The 20666-nt window shown below is 41.3% G+C and carries 17 protein-coding genes; 7 read left to right on the top strand and 10 right to left on the bottom strand.

Features of this window, described 5'->3' with window-relative positions:
* The first annotated feature begins 64 nt into the window (after positions 1-64).
* Complete coding sequence (locus tag HBH39_RS14080; protein ID WP_167679298.1) at positions 65-2389, top strand: TonB-dependent hemoglobin/transferrin/lactoferrin family receptor; 2325 nt, start codon at positions 65-67, stop codon at positions 2387-2389.
* Positions 2390-2573: 184 nt separating this feature from the next.
* Here the strand turns inward: HBH39_RS14080 and rimI are convergent, their stop codons facing one another.
* From rimI to HBH39_RS14095, 3 genes are all read right to left on the bottom strand, one after another.
* Complete coding sequence (rimI, locus tag HBH39_RS14085) at positions 2574-3041, bottom strand: ribosomal protein S18-alanine N-acetyltransferase (RefSeq protein WP_167679300.1); 468 nt, start codon at positions 3039-3041, stop codon at positions 2574-2576.
* A 56-nt stretch (positions 3042-3097) separates the two neighbouring features.
* Entirely contained in the window at positions 3098-3442 is a 345-nt protein-coding gene (locus HBH39_RS14090; RefSeq protein WP_244325658.1) for a DNA polymerase III subunit psi, read from the bottom strand.
* A 345-nt stretch (positions 3443-3787) separates the two neighbouring features.
* Positions 3788-4123, bottom strand: coding sequence for a cupin domain-containing protein (locus tag HBH39_RS14095; RefSeq protein WP_167679302.1), 336 nt, complete (start codon positions 4121-4123; stop codon positions 3788-3790).
* 807 nt (positions 4124-4930) lie between these two features.
* Between HBH39_RS14095 and HBH39_RS14100 the strand changes: the two genes are divergently transcribed.
* Positions 4931-5644, top strand: a complete 714-nt coding sequence (locus tag HBH39_RS14100; protein WP_167679304.1) for a FadR/GntR family transcriptional regulator — start codon at positions 4931-4933, stop codon at positions 5642-5644.
* A 383-nt stretch (positions 5645-6027) separates the two neighbouring features.
* Here the strand turns inward: HBH39_RS14100 and HBH39_RS14105 are convergent, their stop codons facing one another.
* Complete coding sequence (locus HBH39_RS14105) at positions 6028-7068, bottom strand: LacI family DNA-binding transcriptional regulator (protein ID WP_167679306.1); 1041 nt, start codon at positions 7066-7068, stop codon at positions 6028-6030.
* Positions 7069-7117: 49 nt separating this feature from the next.
* On the bottom strand, positions 7118-8077 hold the full coding sequence (locus tag HBH39_RS14110; RefSeq protein ID WP_167679308.1) for a Gfo/Idh/MocA family protein: 960 nt from the start codon (positions 8075-8077) through the stop codon (positions 7118-7120).
* Between the two features lie 275 nt (positions 8078-8352).
* Between HBH39_RS14110 and HBH39_RS20130 the strand changes: the two genes are divergently transcribed.
* Positions 8353-8511: a hypothetical protein gene (locus tag HBH39_RS20130; protein ID WP_432280122.1), complete on the top strand. Its 159-nt coding sequence runs from the start codon at positions 8353-8355 to the stop codon at positions 8509-8511.
* 204 nt (positions 8512-8715) lie between these two features.
* Here the strand turns inward: HBH39_RS20130 and HBH39_RS14120 are convergent, their stop codons facing one another.
* Positions 8716-9240: a hypothetical protein gene (locus HBH39_RS14120; RefSeq protein WP_167679310.1), complete on the bottom strand. Its 525-nt coding sequence runs from the start codon at positions 9238-9240 to the stop codon at positions 8716-8718.
* 10 nt (positions 9241-9250) lie between these two features.
* Positions 9251-10072, bottom strand: coding sequence for a cytochrome C (locus HBH39_RS14125; RefSeq protein WP_167679312.1), 822 nt, complete (start codon positions 10070-10072; stop codon positions 9251-9253).
* Positions 10073-10568: 496 nt separating this feature from the next.
* On the opposite strand from HBH39_RS14125, the gene HBH39_RS14130 reads away from it, so the two are divergent.
* Positions 10569-11327: a winged helix-turn-helix domain-containing protein gene (locus HBH39_RS14130; protein ID WP_244325659.1), complete on the top strand. Its 759-nt coding sequence runs from the start codon at positions 10569-10571 to the stop codon at positions 11325-11327.
* Positions 11320-11841: a hypothetical protein gene (locus HBH39_RS14135; protein WP_167679316.1), complete on the top strand. Its 522-nt coding sequence runs from the start codon at positions 11320-11322 to the stop codon at positions 11839-11841. Before HBH39_RS14130 ends, HBH39_RS14135 begins: the two co-directional genes overlap by 8 nt.
* Positions 11842-12027: 186 nt before the next feature.
* Here the strand turns inward: HBH39_RS14135 and HBH39_RS14140 are convergent, their stop codons facing one another.
* Genes HBH39_RS14140 through HBH39_RS14150 form a run of 3 tightly spaced genes read right to left on the bottom strand, consistent with a single transcriptional unit; the run spans position 12028 to position 17784 of the window.
* Positions 12028-15162, bottom strand: coding sequence for an efflux RND transporter permease subunit (locus HBH39_RS14140; RefSeq protein ID WP_167679318.1), 3135 nt, complete (start codon positions 15160-15162; stop codon positions 12028-12030).
* Entirely contained in the window at positions 15159-16400 is a 1242-nt protein-coding gene (locus HBH39_RS14145) for an efflux RND transporter periplasmic adaptor subunit (protein ID WP_167679320.1), read from the bottom strand. The genes HBH39_RS14140 and HBH39_RS14145 overlap by 4 nt, the downstream gene beginning before the upstream one ends.
* Positions 16390-17784: an efflux transporter outer membrane subunit gene (locus HBH39_RS14150; protein WP_167679322.1), complete on the bottom strand. Its 1395-nt coding sequence runs from the start codon at positions 17782-17784 to the stop codon at positions 16390-16392. Before HBH39_RS14150 ends, HBH39_RS14145 begins: the two co-directional genes overlap by 11 nt.
* A 442-nt stretch (positions 17785-18226) precedes the next feature.
* Between HBH39_RS14150 and HBH39_RS14155 the strand changes: the two genes are divergently transcribed.
* Positions 18227-19066, top strand: coding sequence for a phosphate/phosphite/phosphonate ABC transporter substrate-binding protein (locus tag HBH39_RS14155; RefSeq protein WP_167679324.1), 840 nt, complete (start codon positions 18227-18229; stop codon positions 19064-19066).
* Positions 19063-20577, top strand: coding sequence for a sensor domain-containing diguanylate cyclase (locus HBH39_RS14160; RefSeq protein WP_167679326.1), 1515 nt, complete (start codon positions 19063-19065; stop codon positions 20575-20577). The genes HBH39_RS14155 and HBH39_RS14160 overlap by 4 nt, the downstream gene beginning before the upstream one ends.
* Positions 20578-20666 lie beyond the last annotated feature (89 nt).

Genomic DNA, 20666 nt, shown 5'->3' on the forward strand with positions numbered 1-20666 from the left:
GATAAACTCCGCCGCCATACAGTTGAGAGTAATTCCTATTCAGATTTGAGAAAGGCTAGCGATAATGAAACAGCTTCCATTAACCATGATCAGTGCAGCCATTGCTGCGATATTAGCGCCAAGCGCAATAGCCCAAGAAAAACCAGCTGATGTCACTGCGGCAAAAGAAACAAACCAACAAAATTCATCAAATATTGACGCTATCCTTGCCAATGAAAAGTTAAATATCGTTAACAACTTCCATGATGTTATTGTGATATCTGGCTCACGAATGGAACAAACCTTGGACGAAGTCGCTGGCAGTGTCGTAGTCATAGATGAAGAAGCCATTGCACGTAACATGAGCACAGACTTTGCCACCTTATTTAGAACAGAATCCGCAGTGGATGTTAAAGGTGGTGCAGGTAAGCCGAGCTCAGTCACCATTCGTGGTATTGGTGGCAACCGTGTGATGATGGTAAAAGACGGCGTAAGGGTAAATAACCAGTACGCCTCACCACTTGGCCCAGGTGCAGAAGGGACAGGCCGTGGTTTAACTGAGGTTGAAGGGTTAAAGCAAGTAGAAGTGCTTAAAGCTGCAGCATCAACTATGTACGGCTCTGACGCATTAGGCGGCGTGATGGTTATGACCACTAAAGACGCGGACGATTACCTTGCGGGTCAAGACTATTATTTTTCAGCTAATGCTGGCTACACTGGCATGAACAACGAATTCAACGGTGGCTTTACCAGCGCATTTAGCCAAGGCAACTTTGACAACCTTGTCAGTTATCAACGCCGTCAAGGTGAAGAGCAACAAAACTACAGCAACACCTTGCCTGACAGTGATCTTGTTACCGATAGCGTATTACTGAAAAGTAAATATCACTTTAATGACGACACCAATTTACAGTTAACGGTTGACTACTTAACCCAACAATTAGACCGTTGGGAGCAAAAGCCACACAAAACCGACCCAAGCAAAGACACCTCAATTGATTATGATCGTAAAACAGATGCCTTAAATACGTCATTGCGTTTGCGTTCAACTAAAGAGCGCGTAGTACACGATAACGTCGACTTTGTTCTTTATTATGGTCAAACAGATCAAAGTGAAAAGCGTAACTACTTCAATGGTATTTCAGCACCCGATCGCGAAATCAGCCAAAAACGCGACTACCAATTTAATGAATATCGATTTGGTTTTGCCAGTACTTTTAGTAAAGCATTATCGTTAACCGGCCATGACCATAATATTATTTATGGTGTGGATATTGAGCAATCAAAAATGAGCCGCCCACGTGATTATCAACAGCTTGACGATAATGGCAACTGGATACCCTCTGACACAGATACTTTCTCGTTTGCAGATACTAAAAGCTTACGAGCAGGCGCTTTTGTACAAGACGACATTACCTTTTTAGACGGGAAACTAAACGCTATATTAGGTTTACGTTACGACTACTTTAAAAACACCCCAGATCAACATCAAGCTGAAGATGCAGGACGAGATCCGGCCGACTTTGCCGCAATGAGCGATGGCTTTTGGTCCCCCAAAGCAGGCCTTGTATATCACATTACCAATAACGTGAATGTGTATACCCAATATGCATATGGCTACAAAATGCCAACCCCAGACCAAAAGTGGGGTGAGCTAGAAGTTAAAGATGGCGCAATGCCATTTCCTGTGCTCATTCAAGCAAACTACGATTTAGAATCAGAGTCTAGCCATACAATCGAGTTAGGCGTTCGGGGACACCATGGTGACACTCAGTACGAACTGACCACCTTTTATACCCAAGCTGATGACTACATTGATTGGGAATTTGTCGGTTGTAGTGGTAATGGCCTTATAGGCTGCATATTACCTCGCTCATTAGAGTACCGCTATATCAACTACGATAAAGTGACCCTTTACGGCGCAGAAGCCTCATTCCGTCAGTGGATTGGCAGCGATGTTGAAGTATGGGCTAATGTGGCCTACACCCATGGGGAAGATCAAGATGGTAATTACCTGAATACCGTCAGCCCATTAAAAGGTAACATTGGTGCCAATTACCACACTTATCTTGGTAATACCGAGTTAGACTTGGGGCTTACCGTGCGTTTTGCCGATAAAATGGATCGCACCACCGACTTAGATATCTTCCCTATTGCTATGCCTAATATGGATTTCAATGAAGTATTTAACACCTCAGGTTATGCGGTTACCGACTTAACCGCTAATCTTCGAATTAATGATAACTGGGGCGTGCGTTTCGGAGTATTTAACGTGTTTGATAAAGAATACATTGAATACGCGGATGTGGCAGGCCAATCCAAATTCTTAATGGGCTCATTAGGCGTCACTGAAGAAACCTATTCACAGCCAGGACGCTACTTTAACATTAAACTTAACTACACGTTTTAATTGATAAAATAGCAACTTAATAAAAAAAGGTCAGCGCATATTGCACTGACCTTTTTTATTAAACGGTTTTTTTCTATTTAACTGTAGAGTAATTAAAAATGTTAATGCGTATATAAGGCAAATGCTTATTTTTCTGTGAAATCCAAGTTTAAATATAAATTCGTAACGTAAACTTACAAACAGCTCACAAACTTAAGTCCATTAAAATGGCATCTTCTCGACCATCATCAAGCGGGTAATACCCTTTACGCCTACCGCTTTCAACAAATCCAGCTTGTTGATATAACCCCATTGCTGCGCAATTCGATTGACGCACTTCCAGCATTACAACAACTGCATCAGCCACTTTTGCCTGAGCAATTAACTCAGTGAGTAATTGCTTACCTAAACCACGGCCTTGAGCTGTTGGGGCAACGCAAATATCCAATAATGTTACTTCATCAATAATTTGCTGCACAATTGAAAAGCCCAATAACTCATCGGCGGCATAAATTCCCTGCACACGATACAAATGACCAAAGCAATCTTCAAGATTTGCCAAACTCATAGGGTGGGAATGCACTAACGATTCAATCCTGAACATCGCCGGAGCATCATCAACAGACAGACTGCGAATTTCAAATGGAATTGCAGAAGTGATAAGTGCTGACATAGCTTGAGAAACACCTTAAGAAATAAAAAGTTATGGGTAAAACGAACAAAAACAACTTAAGCGACTTTATTGCGATGCTGACAAATCTGTTGCCAGAGTTGACGTTTTTCATCAGCCGATTGAATCACTTCTGATAGCGGCGCGCTGACCAACCAGGCGACTCGAGGACGCATTTTAACCTTGCGCATATCCCACACGACTTGCGGCCCCTTGAGTAACTCACAATCAAAATCACATTGCTCCGGCAACACATCCAGCAATGCTAACACTTGCTCAATAAAGCCTTGTTCTGATAAATCGGCGTCTACGTCATGCAGCACTAAATACGGCTTACCCGGTTTATCGGCACTACGCCAGCGAGTGATGTTCATAGCATCAAGGTAGGCAGCTTTATCTATCATAGTGAGTTATTGGTTTTTCGTTGAGGTTGCAACAGAATAGCAGTTTACCTAAGAGGAAGGAAAAAAACTTCGCTTTTACGCTGCAAATACCAACCCATAGAATAGGTTGAGGCACTAATAAAAGTACACTGTTAGACACTTGCAAGCATCTAAATTTAACAGTGCAAACACCTTGGCTTAAGACTAAACAATTAAGCTATGTAGGTGCTAACTAATGAGCTGTCGTTATGATTTTTAATTAATAAAGGGAAATTCTCCCTCCAAAACTTGTTTGGGTAAAGATGTTCACGCCAATTATCGCAATTTTTTGTTTTCTCATAACCCAGAGCCAGTTTTAGGTGAGTATTACTTTAAAAAATCTTCTCTTGATGGTGAAAATACATCTAATAAAATATTTTCATCGTCTAACGCTATCGCACCATGCTCAAAGTGTTTACGCGCAATATAAGCGTCCCCCGCTTTTAAGATTTGCTTTTCACCATTGATCTGCGCTTCAAAACGACCTTTAGCAACATAACCAATTTGGTCATGAATTTCATGAGTATGTGGTTTGCCTTCAGCGCCCTTTTCAAAACTCAAGTGCACCATCATTAAATCATCGGTAAAACCAACAATTTTACGCTTGATACCTTGGTCCACTTGTTCCCATTCGTGTTCATCAGCTTTAAAAAATACATTCATTGTGCTACTCCAAAAACGTTATAAGCGTTGCTAATCGTCTATATTGTTTTATCATAATGCTTACAATTAATTTGTAATACAAGATATTATTTATGTGCAGTATATCAACTAATCTTTTATCCGCCCAAAGTCGCTGACAGATAGACTATATAACGGAATGCCTTGCCGCCAATTAATCAAGCCGAATGTGATCAGCTTCATTTTCTAGTAGGATTATATACAACCATTACAAATATTGTATTACTTTATACCAAATACACTAAATTCAAGACTGCAAAAAAGGTGAACAGACCTATAGCAACGCAACCTATATTGCTTACTGAAGCCGAAATCGAAACAGGTGAAGAAATCATGCCCTAAGGGGCGCAACAAAACCCGCTTGACCCAGCCGCTAATCATTCATGACAAACTCTAATCATGAAAAACAGCAATGCAAGTTAAATCGCTAGCCGTGGTAAGCAAAATCGCCAAGATACTGTTTATACCAATCGTAAACATTTAGCTTGATATGAAATTAGCATTACCTACACCACAAAAGTATTACTAAGATAAAAAATCAATATCATTAACTTAAGTTCAAGTACGAACAAGGGGAAGCTAATCGTCTGGCGAGTAAGTCTTGCCACATACTAGATGCTTATTATTTGTTCAAAAATAGAATGGCAAGTAAGGTTGGCTTTTGATAATACAAATATAAAGACAAGTCAGCATCCGTCTCTTTTTGAATAATTAATACCTATTTTCAGTACTTTTCATCAGTATTTATCATGTTATATTACCGCCATAACTCTCAATATTTGCGATAATATGTCTAATCAATTTAGTTCTATTTCAGGCTCTAAACGCAGTTTACATTTGCATGTTGCACGTGAAATTGCTCGCGCAATCCTTTCCGGCGAATTACCCCAGGGTGATATTATTCCGGGAGAGATGGCGCTTTGTGAGCAATTTGGCATTAGCCGCACAGCGTTAAGGGAAGCTGTAAAATTACTAACCTCAAAAGGCTTACTACAATCTCGTCCCAAAATAGGCACTCGTGTAGTTGAGAAAAAGTACTGGAATTTTCTTGATCCACAACTCATTGAATGGATGGAAGGCATTACTGATGTTAAAGAATTCTACGCGCAATTTTTAGGGTTTCGCCGAGCCATTGAACCTGAAGCTTGTGCTTTAGCCGCACAAAATGCCACGGTAGAACAACGTAAAGAATTATCAGCAGTTTTCCAGAAAATGTGTGAACTCGATGCCGCACCAGCGCTTGATATTCAAGGTTGGATTAAAATTGATATAGAATTCCATCGGTTAATTTTCTTTTCAACAGGTAATGACTTCTATCTGCCGTTTGGCAATATTCTCACCACTATCTTTGAAAACTTTTTTGCTCATGCATCACAAGAAGGTGGGACTTGTTTAAATGAACACAGAAACATTTATGAAGCGATTATGGCAGGCAATGTAGACAAAGCCCGTGAAGCCTCACGAAAACACCTTTTATCAATGTCCCATGATCTAACCAGCTAATTTTAAAAGTAGATCATAAAAACACCGCCAACTGGCGGTGTTTTTGTATGACAAAGTAAGGCGGATAAGGTTAAATTGTTTCTGCTTGAGCTTCTTTGCCGCTCTCAACTTTATCATCAACCGCTTTCGCACAGCTAATAGTAACTGCCATAATGATGACCATTTACATAAAGTCAGATCGGACGACCATAGGCTGAACCATGATGGAGCAAGCCATTGACCATGGCCACATTTGATAATAGCGCTACAGCACACACTTAACAAAAAGCTATTTCTCACCGTCAACACACCTATAGTTAGGATATTGAAATACTGTTATGGCATGCATCTAAGTGGATTTATATTACAATAAAACAAATATAAGATATGTGTCTATTGGTGTGTTATTTAGCTGAGATTAACTGGCTAGAACCACGCTCAATAATTTGAAAATCGAGCACATGCCTAAGCTCGCTTACGCTAACATCATTCAGCTTCTCAAACTTGGTCGAAGCCAAAATGCTAATCGCCATTTGCGCCATTTCATCAATGGGTTGCCTTACAGTAGAAATATTCGGCCATACAATTTTCGCCACTTGAGTATCATCAAACCCCACAATAGCCACATCGTTAGGAATGTCTAATCCCTTAACTTGCGCAATTGAAATAACGGCGGCAGCCATATCATCATTGGCAGCAAAAATTGCTGTGGGTCTATCCGCTAGACTTAGAAGGTTTTGCCCAGCATTCATACCTGACTGATAAGTAAAACTGCCTTGCTCGACATATTCGGGTGGTACCACGATTTGATTTGATCTCAGCGCATCTAAATACCCCTGATAACGCAAGCGACTTACGCCTTGCTTGGTATCTCCAATAATGTGAGCAATTTTTTTATGGCCTTGTTTAATCAACATTTCGGTTAGTTCAAATGAGGCCTGATAATCGTCCATGCAAATATAGGGCGATAAGGCCAACTGCGTATCAGGCGCCACACGTACAAAGGGGATTGCAGCATGCGTAAGCACATCAATAATGGCTTGGTTGTCACACAATGGCGGCAATAAAATCATCCCGTCAACTTGGGTGACTTCAATGAGCTCTTTTACCGACGTAATGGTTTTATCAATTTGGTCATTGGCTTTTTCAACAATCAAGTGATAGCCCGCATTACGGCTTGAATGTAGCGCACTTAATAAAAACTGACTGATATAGGCATCACTTGGGTTATCATATAACAAACCTAAAAAGAATGACTTACCACTAGCAAGCCGACGAGCCGACACATTAGGGCGATAGCCCATTTTCTCAACCACGGCCATGACTTTATCGCGAGTTTTAGGGCTGACTTTGGCATCTTGATTTAGTACTCGAGAAACGGTCATCATCGACACGCCCGCTTGCTCTGCCACATCTTTAATACGCGCTCTTTTTAGATCAGCCATGTACTACCTTTCATTCATTTTCAATAATATCAATGAGTAACATCAAACTTTACTGCAGTTTGATCATCGCTTTAACCTGAGCTAATAACTGCTGGAACGTCAAACTATGCTGATGACTAACCACATGGCTTTCAATTTTACCCTGATTAATTAGATTAACCATTTCTTGCGCTTCATAATGATATCCAAGGGATTGACGGTTATCCGCAAAGTGATCAACTAAAAGATCAAGCTCAAACAAACTGCACTCTGACGCTCTAAAGGCATCAGGTATTTCAATAATTCCTTTATCGCCAATGATATAAGCTGTGTTGCTTAATTTACATTGAAAAGACGTCGCAAGATTAATTTTAACTTCTCCACAGCGCCCCATCATCATAACATCGTCTTCAACGCCATTTGGAAGCACATCAGCGATAACCTTTAATTCCGTCAACGGTGCTTGCACAAAGTAATGGGCGATGGCCAACGGATAAATACCCATATCCAGTAAACACCCTCCAGCTAAATCAGGATTATACTCACGGCCGCTGGGTTCAAAAGCTATCGGGTAGCCAAAGTCTACTTTCACATGTTTTAGTTTGCCTATTCGGCCTTCATATAACCATTGCTTGGCTTTTATCATCGCAGGCAAAAAATAAGTCCACATAGCCTCCATCAGCAAAAGTTGCTTCTGTTTTGCCAGCTTAGCCAGCGCTAGCCATTCATCCACAGATACCGTCACAGGCTTTTCACACAACACGTGCTTACCCGCCATTAATGCATCATATACATTTTGAAAATGAAAATTATGTGGTGTTGCAATGTACACCACATCAATATTAGGATCAGCAAACATTGCCTGATACCCTTCATAACAATGCTCAATACAATGTTGTGCGGCAAAGGCTCGGGCATGATTGATATCTCTTGCCGCCACGCCATACGCGATACAGCCTTTTACATAGGCCAAATCTTGGCAAAACTGCGCTGCAATTCTTCCACTACTGACAATCCCCCAATGGATCATGGTTTATTTCCTTATAATTGAAAGGCTGTCATAAAGACAGCATACATTGCAACAAACACCTCACAGCTAACTGTTAGCGCTATCCGAGCTATAAAATAGCAGTAAAGCAAGTATAAATTACAACATAAAAAATCTACTTGTCAGTTAAAACAACCAAAACTAATGTTAGCGATAATAACCGCCCAAGCTGTACCCCGCCCTAAAAATCACCAAAGTTTTATTACCTAAAGATTATTTACGCTTAATGATGGCAGGTGACTTTGTCTTGGATATCTTTGATTCGGCTGGCACCTTATGCGCTGAGATTGCGACTCAGTGAGGAACCTATTGTAGCTGGCGCCGGTGACAATGCCGCAGGCGCTGTCGGTATTGTGGCTATTAATCCTAACCAAGCATTTTTATCGCTAGGAACCTCGGGGATATTTTGTTGCTAACCAGGGCTATTTACCAAATCCTGATAACGCGGTACATATTTTTTGTCATTGCATTCGCAACACTTGGCATCAAATGTCAGTCGTGCTCAGTGCGGCTAGCTGTTTAAGTTGGGTGACTAAACTTATCGGTTATGGCAACGAAAATACCATAAAAAAGAGGACCAAGTGTTACTATGGTCCTCAACCCGTGGAGTGGGGGAAGCGTTAAGTCGAAGGCAATAATGCTATTTCAGTACTTGCCAATGTACCTTTGATTTCAATTGCCACTTTGTATTTTTTAACTGAGCCAGGCGCAGTGTTTACATCCCAATCTAAATCGGTAGCATCAAAGCGATAACTGCCTTTTTCTGTTTCCACTAAAACACCTTCACAATCCGCTGCAGCACTATCACAAGTATACTGATGAGTTACGTGCCAGCGCTTCCATGCTTTTGCGTGACTAGACGATAAGTTTTCGTCAGGAAAACCAAAGTAAGTAATGCTGTAATCTTTGGCATTGGTCACAGCTAATGCGTCATCATCCGCCAAGCTAAAGTTTAATGTACCGCTCACGCCATCAAACTCAGCAAGACTTAGGTTAATGGCTAATGCCTCAGTGGCATCAATGCTGTCAACAACCGGTGGAGGGTTAATAACAGGCGGCTCATCTTTAGCAGAATCGCTGTCACTGCCACAACCTGTACACAGTAATAACCCAGCCAAAAGGCTTGTCACTAATTTATCATTCATGACGGGCTCCTTAATTAAAGTGTCCGGTATGACACACGGTACATTCCATATCAGTTTTCACACTTGCTGCACTGCCCATTGTCGATGTGGCACCATGACAGCTTTGACAGTTTTGCGCATCTTCTGACGGTTTAGATTCTGGCAATGCCGCAATATCTTCACCCGCGTAAGCACGATTTAATAACTCAACCAAATGATAAGCAATTGAGGCTGATAAACGGTAGCAACGTTCACCCTTTTCACTAAAACTAAAGCCTGACGCTTTAGACCAGTTACTGATTGATGAGTGACATAACACACTGTTAGCAATAGATGACTTGCCCACTTTGGCGGTCTTTTCTTCTGTAGAGCCAATCCCCGCAATAAACTCTGCTGATGACAGTGGTAACTCGGTTGTTTCATAATATCTAAAGGCTGCGCCAATCACTGCAGCATTTTGACCATTAATATCATCAAGAATATTCACTAACATACCGGTGGCATTCATATTGCCACAAACTGTGCCTTGTCCAGCTATACCGGCACCACCATAGGCTGCAATAGCGGTAGGAATAGAGGCAAATTTGGCCGCGTCTGCACTACTTGAATTAGCCAACATGGTCACTAGCGAATGAAAAACCTGATGCATACACCCACCACCGGTTTCATAAGCCAACTTTGCCGTTGCCATTGCATCTAGTGGTACATATTTTAATTTATCACCTAATGCTAAACGAAAGTTGCCTTGCTCATCGGTTGCGGCAAAAGCCGAAGTGCCCATTAATGTGACTCCCGCTGCTGCGGTGCTGATACCAATAATTTTGGTCAATGCTTGGCGTCTATTGATGCTCATAAAAGTGTCCTCACTGGATAATGTTTTTATTTTGTCGACGTCATTTTGTGAACGTCTGTTGTTTGATTGAAGCCAGTTTGGACAAGGAATATTGTAAATAATGTGATGCTGACTTGATGAATATCAGTGAGATTTTTCTAATAAAGAATTAATGCATTGATAAAGCTAAAACTCGACAAAAGCGATTAACCCTAACAGCTTAAAACCAAAATTCAGATTGCAATGTGATCTTCAGCGCTTTATTTATGATATTTGCAGTATTTTTGACGATTTATCGCGATGACATACTTACGAAAGACGGCTCGAATAAGGTGACTTTAATCACAAATCAGCAAGCTTAAGCAAATGGCATCGACAGTTTTATATATGAGTTGTAAGGAATTAGTCGCGATCACAGAAATTATTTATCCAGTCGCATAAGCTAATCAATAAGATAATCACTGGACTGCTAGGCATGCAAATAGGTGACAGCCTCTTTGATATACAAAGGGGTATTTTGACAAATCAATTAACTGGCGAGCAGTGGCAATTGCCCCGTGCTGAGCGACAGGTATTAACTTTACTTGTGGTCAACATTGATAAAGTGGTCGCGAAGCAAACATTAGGCGCCGGCGACAATGAGCATCCGCCGCTAAGCGATTCATCGGTCACCCGAGCCATCTTTATGCTGCGCTCGTTTTTAGGGCCGTTACATGAACACATGATTGAAACCATAAAAGGCAAAGGTTATCGATTACACATAGATAAGCGCTTATCAAAGCCTGTCACTAAGGCCACCACCGGACGAGTAAAACAAACCTATCAAGCGGTGATTTTATGGTTGTTTGGCAAGCGAAATAGAGCCTTGAAAGCTTGGATTGGCATACTGATCTTGCTGCTGACTATATTGGTGTTAAGACAATGGCGAGTGTCTGTCGATGATGATGTGCAGCATACACCGGCTTTTGCCAGCACCAGCGTCACACTCAAATCTGGCCAGCAATTAAACTTGCTAAGCTATGCAAAATCAAAAACCAATAACACCCTATTATTATTACTTGCTGAACGCTTAGCTCAGGAATTTGGCCACTGCGACACAACGCCTTGGAAAAATGTATATCTGTCACTTTCACACGACAAACAAGTGTTTAATATCACCTTAAAAGGCGATAAGTTTGGTCAATCTGTTGTTCGAAACCTAAAGCTGACCGATTTTAGACAGCAGAAAAACTTTATTTCCGAACAATGGTTTACGGAGGTATCTTTGTGTGAATAGAAAAGTAGTTTGGAGCATCAACCTCATTGTGCTAACGCTGTTGTTAGTCAGCATCACGGTCAGCTATCATCACCTATATCCCACGAAAGACTTGATGCTAAGTTGCAGTTCAGAGCTATTTGATCGCACGAATACAAATGGTTCTGAACAGCGGCATTATTTGCTGGTGGACGTTGTGGCTAAAAATCAGCAAGCACAAATCAATTACCGCTATTTCAACCTCGATGGCAGCTCAGCTGGCAGCATTTTGATGCATGGCAAACTGATTGATGTTGACCAACATAACAATCGCTACCATTTTTCAGTCACGACCAAACAAGAAACTGAGCACAATATTCAAGGCGAACAGCCACAGCACATGCAATATCTGTCTTATATCAGCTCGTTAAATATCGACAGCCAAAAAATGCATAATCTCTCGATTGAGCCACTGGAATTAGATACTGACAGAGATTATGCCATAGTGTTATTTCAACCCAGTAATACCGTATGCGGCTGCAGAATAGTCAATTAACCCGCATCTAACTTTGACCATCATCGCAACTAACCAGTCTTCACCATAAAAACGGCACCTAAATGTTAACTTTGGTGCCGTTATTTTGAATTGATTAGCCTGTCAACACTTGGCTATTTTGCCAAGGGTAAAACCAAATAACGCCTAGCCTAATACCGAATGCGCTACTGATTCACTCCATTTGGTTTAACGGTTAGCGGCTTCAAAGCTATCATCAAGCTGATGTTCAAAACTGGCAATATCCACTTTATTGCCTTTTAAACGCTCGACCACAATGTAGTTGACCGGCACTAAAATCAACGTAATAAACGTCGCAAATATAATCCCAAAGCCCAATGATATTGCCATTGGAATTAAGAACTGCGCCTGAGTTGATTTTTCTAATAACAGCGGTGTTAAACCAATAAAGGTGGTTAAACTGGTCAGCATCACAGGCCTAAAGCGTTTGGCGCCTGCGGTTAAAACCGCTTCGGCTATCGCCATACCATCAGCGCGTTTTTTATTTATAAAATCCACCAGCACTAATGAATCGTTGACCACAACCCCCACCAGCGCCAACATACCCAATATACTGAATATGGTGAGTGGCGATCCCATAAACCAGTGGCCGAGCACAGCGCCAATCAAGCCAAAAGGGATCACGCTCATCACAATCAACGGCTGAATATACGACTTAAACGGTATCGCCAATAAGCTGTAAATCATAAATAGCACAAACACTAAGCCCCACTGTAACGACCCAAAGCTCTCACGTTGCTCGCGCGCCTCTCCTTCAAGCGAGTGTCTAACTCCCGGATATTGTTGCACTAAATTATCAAGAAACACTTTAAGATCGGCTTGTAATACCGTCATATTGGTGTTGTCTTTGTCCAAATCTGCGGTGACATTTAATACTCGATAACGATCGACCCGTTTAATGCTAGACGGACTTTTACCAAAGGTCATTTTGGCCACATGCCCCAATGGCACTTGCGCTCCCTGACTGGTGGAAATCAGCACTTTTTTAAGGTCATCCAATGACTCACGCTCATTTAATGGTAAGCGCACCATCACCCGAACATCGTCACGACCACGTTGAATGCGCTGCACTTCAGCACCAAAATAGAAGCTTCTTATTTGGCTAGTCACCTCTTGACGCGTTAGCCCCAGCGCTTTGCCTTGTTCGGTTAGCTCAATCAGCAATTCTTCTTTACCGTCAGATAAGCTATCGGCAATATCAAATACCGTTGGGTAAGTTTTTAAGTGCGCTTTTACTTTGTCGGCGATTTCACTTAGGGTTGCAATTGAGTTACCACTAAGCTGCACATCGATGGGATCAGAGCTTCGGCCGGTTTCAGCTCGATAACTCATAGACTCAGCCCCAGGAATTTCACCGACACTTTTACGCCATTCGGTTAATAATTCCCTAGAGGTAATATCAGAGATACGCTTCTCGGCTGGCGTAATTTCAAAACGAACGCCCCCCTCATTCGAGGTGCCGCCACGACCACCTGTGGTCGCCAAAATATTGATAATGACACTGTTACCATCTTCATCACGGTACTTGTCTTGTAGCGCCTCAGCTTTAGCCGCAATGCGCATAATATGTCCATTGGTGACTTCAAATGGCGTACCCGCAGGCATGGTTAAGTTAAGCCGTATGGTTTCACTCGGAATACGCGGAAAGAAAGTAAACTTAGTCCACCCGGTCGCTAGCAATGCCGCAATAATAAATAAAATGCTAATAAACAAACTTAAGGTGGCCGTTTTATGTCTTAACGCCAAGCGTAAAAACGGTTGATAAAACCTAATAATCGCGTGTTCAAAACCATCAGCAAACCTTTGTTGAAACAGTTCAAACTTATTGTATTGCTGCTTCTCGTGGCGCAACTTGATATTTTTAAGGTGAGCAGGCAACACAAACTTAGATTCAATTAACGAGAACAATAAAACCGGGATCACCACAATCGCAATTTGGGCAAATAATGCCCCACGAGTGCCTTCAATAAACAACATAGGTAAAAAGGCTGTTACCGTGGTTAATATCCCAAAGGTAACCGGTGCCGCCACTTCTTGAGTTCCCAAAATAGCAGCTTGTTCGCCACTAGGTGCCGTTTTAAGGTGGGTATATATATTCTCCCCAGTAACAATGGCATCATCAACCACTATCCCTAGCACCAAAATAAACCCAAATAGGCTAATCACATTTAACGACACACCAAAAAATGGCATAAAAATAAATGCGCCCATAAACGAAACCGGAATGCCAATAAACACCCAAATAGCAATCGATGGCCGTAAGAATAAAGTTAACAACAGCAATACCAATATGCCGCCTTGTATTGCGCTGGTCGTTAAGGTGGCAATGCGGTTTTTCACCAACTCAGAGTCATCATCCCAATAGCTTAAGCTATAACCTTCTGGTAAGGTTGCTTGGCGAGAGTCGATATAACCTTTTACTTTATCTGCCACATCAATCGCGCTTTGCTGCCCAATACGATAGACATCAATAAATGCCGCCTGTTGACCATTAAAGCGGGTTCTTACCGGTGTTTCTTCAAAACCATCCACCACATTTGCAACATCACCTAAACGAATAATGGTGCCATCTGATGCCGATTTAATCGCAATGTTGGCAAATTCGTCTTTGTAATAGGCTTGACCTTTAGAGCGCAATAAAATATCGCCACCTTGGGTTTTTAAATTACCTGCCGAAATATCGGTACTCGAAGCATTAATCGCTTTTGCCACTTCGCTCAAGGTTAAGTTGTATTGGCGTAATTTATCTTGCGACAATTCAAGCGACACTTCATAGTTGCGCACCCCACTTAAATCCAGTTGAGTAACACCATCAAGGCGCAGCAGTTCATCACGCACTACCTCAGCAAATTCTAAGGTTTCCTTTTCGCTATATTGGCCCGTGACCGTAACGGCAATCACTTCACGCTTGCGCTGAGCAAGAGACACAATTGGCTTTTCAGCATCCACAGGGAAAGTGTTAATTGCATCAACGCGACTTTTTATGTCTGCCAGTACTTCTCGGGCATCAAAACCACTGTCAATTTCGATAATCACCTGCGATGACGACTCGGAAGAGGTAGAGGTCATTTTTTTTATCCCCTCTAAATCTTGTACCGCCTCTTCAATACGTATCGTGACTCCTTTTTCAACATCTTCAGGTGTGGCCCCACGCAATGACACTCGCACAGAGACCATCTCAGACTCGACCGTTGGAAAGACTTCGAGTGGAATGCGCGTTGACAACGACCCTAATCCCAGCACCAGCAGCATCAACATCAATAAATTGGCCGCCACATGATTTTTAGCAAACCAAGCAATCATGATTGTGGCTCCTGACTAGTGCTAGCCTTGTGCGGTTTTGTTGGCGTAGGCGGGTTTAAATCATCAGCGCGGTTATCTTTGCTTGCCTTATCCTTCGCGGCACCGGCTACAACAACAGGCGTGCCAGAGCTAACTTGCCCCAGCGAGGTAATAACCAGTTCATCACCAGCTTGCAAACCTGAGCTGATCACTGAATCTTGGCTATTTTGCCACCTCGTTGTGACTTCACGGCGCAATAACTTTCCGTTATTAACCACATACACATAACTACCTTGATAGATGGCTTTAGTCGGAATAACTAGCACTTGGGGAAGCATTTTGCCGGCAATATTCGCACTAAGATATTGGCCAATTTTAAGTGGCATTTGTTGATTAGCTTGATAATCAAAAGGATCATCGATTTGTGCCACTACATAAAGCTGCTGCGAGTTGCTATCGATGGCACCTTCAGTGCGAATTAACTGCCCTTCCCACTTTTGCAAGCCGATTAAATCTGACTCAAAACTCACCTTTGCCACCACAGTATTACCCTGCTCTGGCAAGTCTACTAGTGCTAAATCATTGTTATTGATGGGTAAACGGATTTCAACATAATCAGTGGCGTAAATGGTAGCCAGTTGACTATTGGTTGACACCACACGGCCTACATCAACATTTTTTTCTAAAATTCGTCCCGAATAAGGCGCAACGATTTTAGTTCGCTCTAAGGCAAGGTTAGCTTGTTCTAGTTTTGCTTGGCTTGATAGCATGGCCGCTCGCGCCGCCGCTAATTGAGGCTCACGTAACACTAATGCATTGGGTTGACGATCATTGCTTAAGCGTTGCCAATCAGCCAATGCTTGGTTAGTTCGCGCTTGTTCTTCTAATAATTGCTGCCTAGCTAACAGTAAGCCTGCTTCGGCAATTTTCACTTCCGCTTGATAGTCTCTATCATCGAGCTGAACTAACACTTCACCTTTTTCAAAAAAGCCGCCTTCACGAAAATTAGGGCTAATTGATAAGATTTGACCAGATGCTTGAGTCACTAACACACTTTGCGTACGTGGCTTAACGACCCCAAAACTGCTTACTTGAATTTGATAGTCTTGTGGCTTAACCACCTGGGTTTCCACCAACATGGCTGCAACTTTCATCGGTTTGCCGCGATCAGAAGTGGGCGGATTTGAGGTGATCAAAGCAACTGTCGCCACCGCAATGGCAATAATGACAACGGGGATAAGGTATTTCTTATTCATCATATTTTTCTTCTTTTGTCACGCTGGCATCAAGGTCACCCCCTAATGCAAGCAGTAAACCAATACGGTTAGCAATGATTTGATTTTTTAAGCTAATGACTGAGCTTTGAGCCACAAAAGCACGATTTTGGGCATCTAACACTGTGGTGTAACTCACAAGACCACTTTGGTATTGTTCAAACGACAGGGTTTCAGCTTGTAAGGCATTGTCTTGCGCTTTTAGCGTTGATTGGTATTGCTGCTGCAAACTAGCATCAAGATCGAGGTTGTTTTCAACCACCTCAAACGCACTAAACAAGGTACTTAAATACTGCTGCTCTTGTTGTTGCAATTTCAGTTTTTGCTGCTCGGTAAGTGACTTTAAGCGTCCAGCATTAAAAAGGGGCGCAGTAAGGCCAGCAAACACCGACCATGAGCTGTAATCACCACTGAATAAGTTGCTGACATCATTGCTTGCGCTACCAATATCAGCGCCTATTCGTAATGCGGGATAACGCTGCTTTTGGGTAAAGGCCACTAAGGCATCTTGCGCTAATAACTGATACCACGCCGCTTGCAATTGCGGTTTACGCTTTACCAATTCGCTAGGAACGCCCATTTTTATGCCCTGAGGCAATAAGGGTAATTGCTCATCAATTAATAAATCCCCCGCTGGATAGCCACCTAATAAACGCTCTAGCGATCGAACATCTTTGTTTAACTGACTGCGCTGCGATAACAAATTTGCGTTTTCGCTGTGGTATTCATTTTGGGTTAAATACACGTCTAATGCCGCATTTAAACCTTGTAAATAGCCTGACTCAATGATTTCAAAATTCAGTTTGGCATTTGCTGTCCGGCGTTCAAATAACTTAACTAATTCAGTTGAGGTCACCACCTTGTAATAAGCGATAAAGATATCGGCAACTAATGTATCTCTGGCTTGTTGGTAATTGGCTTGGGCCGTGAGTAAATTTAACTTTGAGGCTTTGGCGCTATCGGATAATTTACCCCAAATATCTAGCTCATAACTGAGGTCAAGACTGAGGCTGTTAGTGCTTAATGAAGACACATTATCGCCACGCCGAGCACTATTGGCAGACAAGCTTAATTCAGGCCAAAAGCTGGCCTCACTCACATCAAGCTGTTGCTTTTTTAGCTCAACTTCAAGTGCCAATTGAATTAATTCTTGATTGGTATTAAGGCCAATGCTGATGAGTTCTAATAACTGTTCAGTGGCAATTGAAGTTACCCAAGGTTGATTGTCTTTTAACGATTTTGCATCTGTGTGCCACGATACCGGTAATGTAGGCTCAACCAAAGGCTGATTAACATAAGATGAACTACTGCAAGCGGATAAAATGAATAGCGAAGTTGCAACCGCCACTAGCGTATAGCGTGTTTTCATGAACTGGAAATCCATTTTTGTGTATTATTTTCAATATGACTTTTCTGTTACGTATTGGATTGTAATGAGATCACTATTTAAATAACACTGCCAAACTGTAACTTTGCATAGCTTTACACAGGTAAGACTAAATTAACTTATCAGTTCTTTAATGAGATAAGGTACGCAGCACAATTTAGGGAGTGAGAATAAATTATCGTAACAAAATAATCGGATATTAATTTATCAAAACACACAAACCACTTTATTCGCTTTGAATATTCACCATACCCCAAATAGCTATTTTATATCGCACTGATAATGGCCTAATGACCATAAACGTTAGAGAGTGTTTGCGCTTAATAATTCATTGTTTTTATTTTGTACTATACTCATTTGTAATAACAAAATGATAATAACAGACAACATTTTGTGCCTTTCTCTGTTGATTTTTGGGTGCTTTATGAAAAAAATCGCCATAATTATTCTTTGTGCAATAAGTATTATCTGCACCAAAACTTACGCTGAACAAGCAGAAAAAGTATACAGTTTTGGTGTGGTCCCTCAATTTGAATCTATCAAGATACACCAGATTTGGCGACCGATCCTCGATATTTTAGAGCAAGAAACAGGTTATAAATTTAACCTGGTAGGATCATCTAATATTTCAAAGTTTGAACAGGAATTCTCGCAAGGGAAATTCGATTTCGCTTACATGAATCCCTACCACATGGTCATGGCAAATGATTACGCAGGATACTTGCCAATTGTTAGAGATAATGGGCGCATGCTATATGGTATTTTGGTCGTAAAAAAAGACAGTGACATCACGACTCCAGCCCAACTTAATGGTCAAACAATTGCGTTCCCATCACCTAATGCTCTAGGTGCATCATTACTTATGCGTCAAGAATTGCAGGACAATTTTGGGGTGTCATTCAACTCTAATTATGTAAAAACCCATGATTCAGTTTACATAAATGTATTACTTGGTGAAGCGGCTGCTGGCGGCGGGGTACAAAAAACGTTAAATAACCAAAAACCACAATTTAAAGAGGCGCTAAGAATAATACATAAAACCCAAGAGGTGGTGCCACACCCAATAGCAGTATTACCCAGTGTACCCGTTGAAGTCGTCAATCGAGTACGGGAGGCATTGTTAAAAATAGGTGGGTTAGAGCAAGGTAGGCAATTACTTGAAGAGATCCCCATGAAAAAAATCGGCCCTGCAAACATGGATGAATACATTACCCTTAAGGAAATTGACTTAGACCGATTCTATGTAGCGCCTGCGACTCAATGAGCATCAAATTTAAGCTAGCCATTCCGCCTTTATTAGGCTTAATGTTAGTCATTGCTTTCATTCAAGTATTTTGGCAACCACAACAGCTAGCGTCAGCTAAAATAAAATATGAAAATCATATCAACGAATTGCTTGATATCACTGCAGTGGTCATGGTTCCGCATATTTTAGAAAAAGACCTTGGGTCTCTGTTTTCTACCCTAGAAATGCTAGAAAAAAATTATGCCAACCATTGGTACAATATTACTTTCTTTAATCAAAACAACAGAAAAATCTACCCGTTGTTTAGGAATGACACTGACACAGCTAAACTCAATAGTGAATTTATTCAAATTAATTACCCTATTAAACTAACTGGTGAACCTCTAGGTTTCATCGTGTTTGAGGCCGATTGGGGTAAAGAAAAAACACTTATACTAAAAAATATCAGTGCCATACAAAATGTCATTATTTACATGATTATTTTGATTATCGCTATCTCTACACTCAGCCAATTCCAGCTCATTTATCGGCCGTTAAAAAAACTCAGTCGTGCAGCAAACAAAATCGAAAATGGCGACTTTAATACAGAACTACCGCGGTTAACCAAAGATGAACTGGGCGAACTCACTAAATCGTTTAGCGCTATGCAACAAGAGTTAGCCTTCAAGAATAAGACGCTTGATCATCATGCAATTATCAGCATGACAGATATCGATGGCGTGATCACTTATGTGAATGACAACTTTATAAAAATCAGTGGCTATACAGAAAAAGAAATAATAGGTAGCACACACAACTTGGTTAGCTCAAATAGATATAGTCCTGAGTTTTACCAAAATATGTGGCAAAGCCTCAAGCAGGGAGATGTTTGGCATGGCGAAATATGCAATTTGACAAAATCTGGGGTTGAATATTGGGTAAACTCCACGATAGTGCCATTTTTAAACAACCAAGGTAAACCTGAACGCTATTTATCTATCAAAACCGATATAACCAAACAGAAATTGGCCCAAGAAAAACTCAAGCATCTGGCAAACCATGATGCACTAACCAGTCTTCCAACACGAAGATTGTGTTTAGAAAACCTAACTAAAGCACTATCGATGGCCAAACGAGATAACAGCATTGTTGGTATCATGTTTATTGATCTTGATGGTTTTAAAGCTGTGAATGACACCTTAGGCCACGATGCAGGAGACTTATTACTTATTGGGGTATCTGAAAGATTGCTCAAGTGCACTCGTGAAATGGACACTGTAGCGCGAGTCGGTGGTGATGAGTTCATCATCATATTATCTCGAGCTTATCATCGTGATAACGTAGAAGCCGTTGCAACAAAAATTATTGATACTTTAACAGAGCCATTCAACCTCAATGAACAAACAGCCCAGATTGGCGCAAGTATTGGTATTGCTCTTTACCCAAATAACGGCCATGGTGCAGAAGAGTTGATTAAATGCGCTGATGAGATGATGTATGCTGTTAAACGAAAAGGGAAAAACAACTTTTCATTTTTCGATGATATCTAACCTCCTCTGTTACAAGTGTATTAAACAGTCAATTAATAATATATGGAAATACTTTTAAGATGTTACTTTACAACTACCTCGCTAAATCT

This window comes from Shewanella aestuarii, from assembly GCF_011765625.1.
In the GTDB taxonomy this organism is placed as follows: Bacteria; Pseudomonadota; Gammaproteobacteria; order Enterobacterales; family Shewanellaceae; genus Shewanella; species Shewanella aestuarii_A.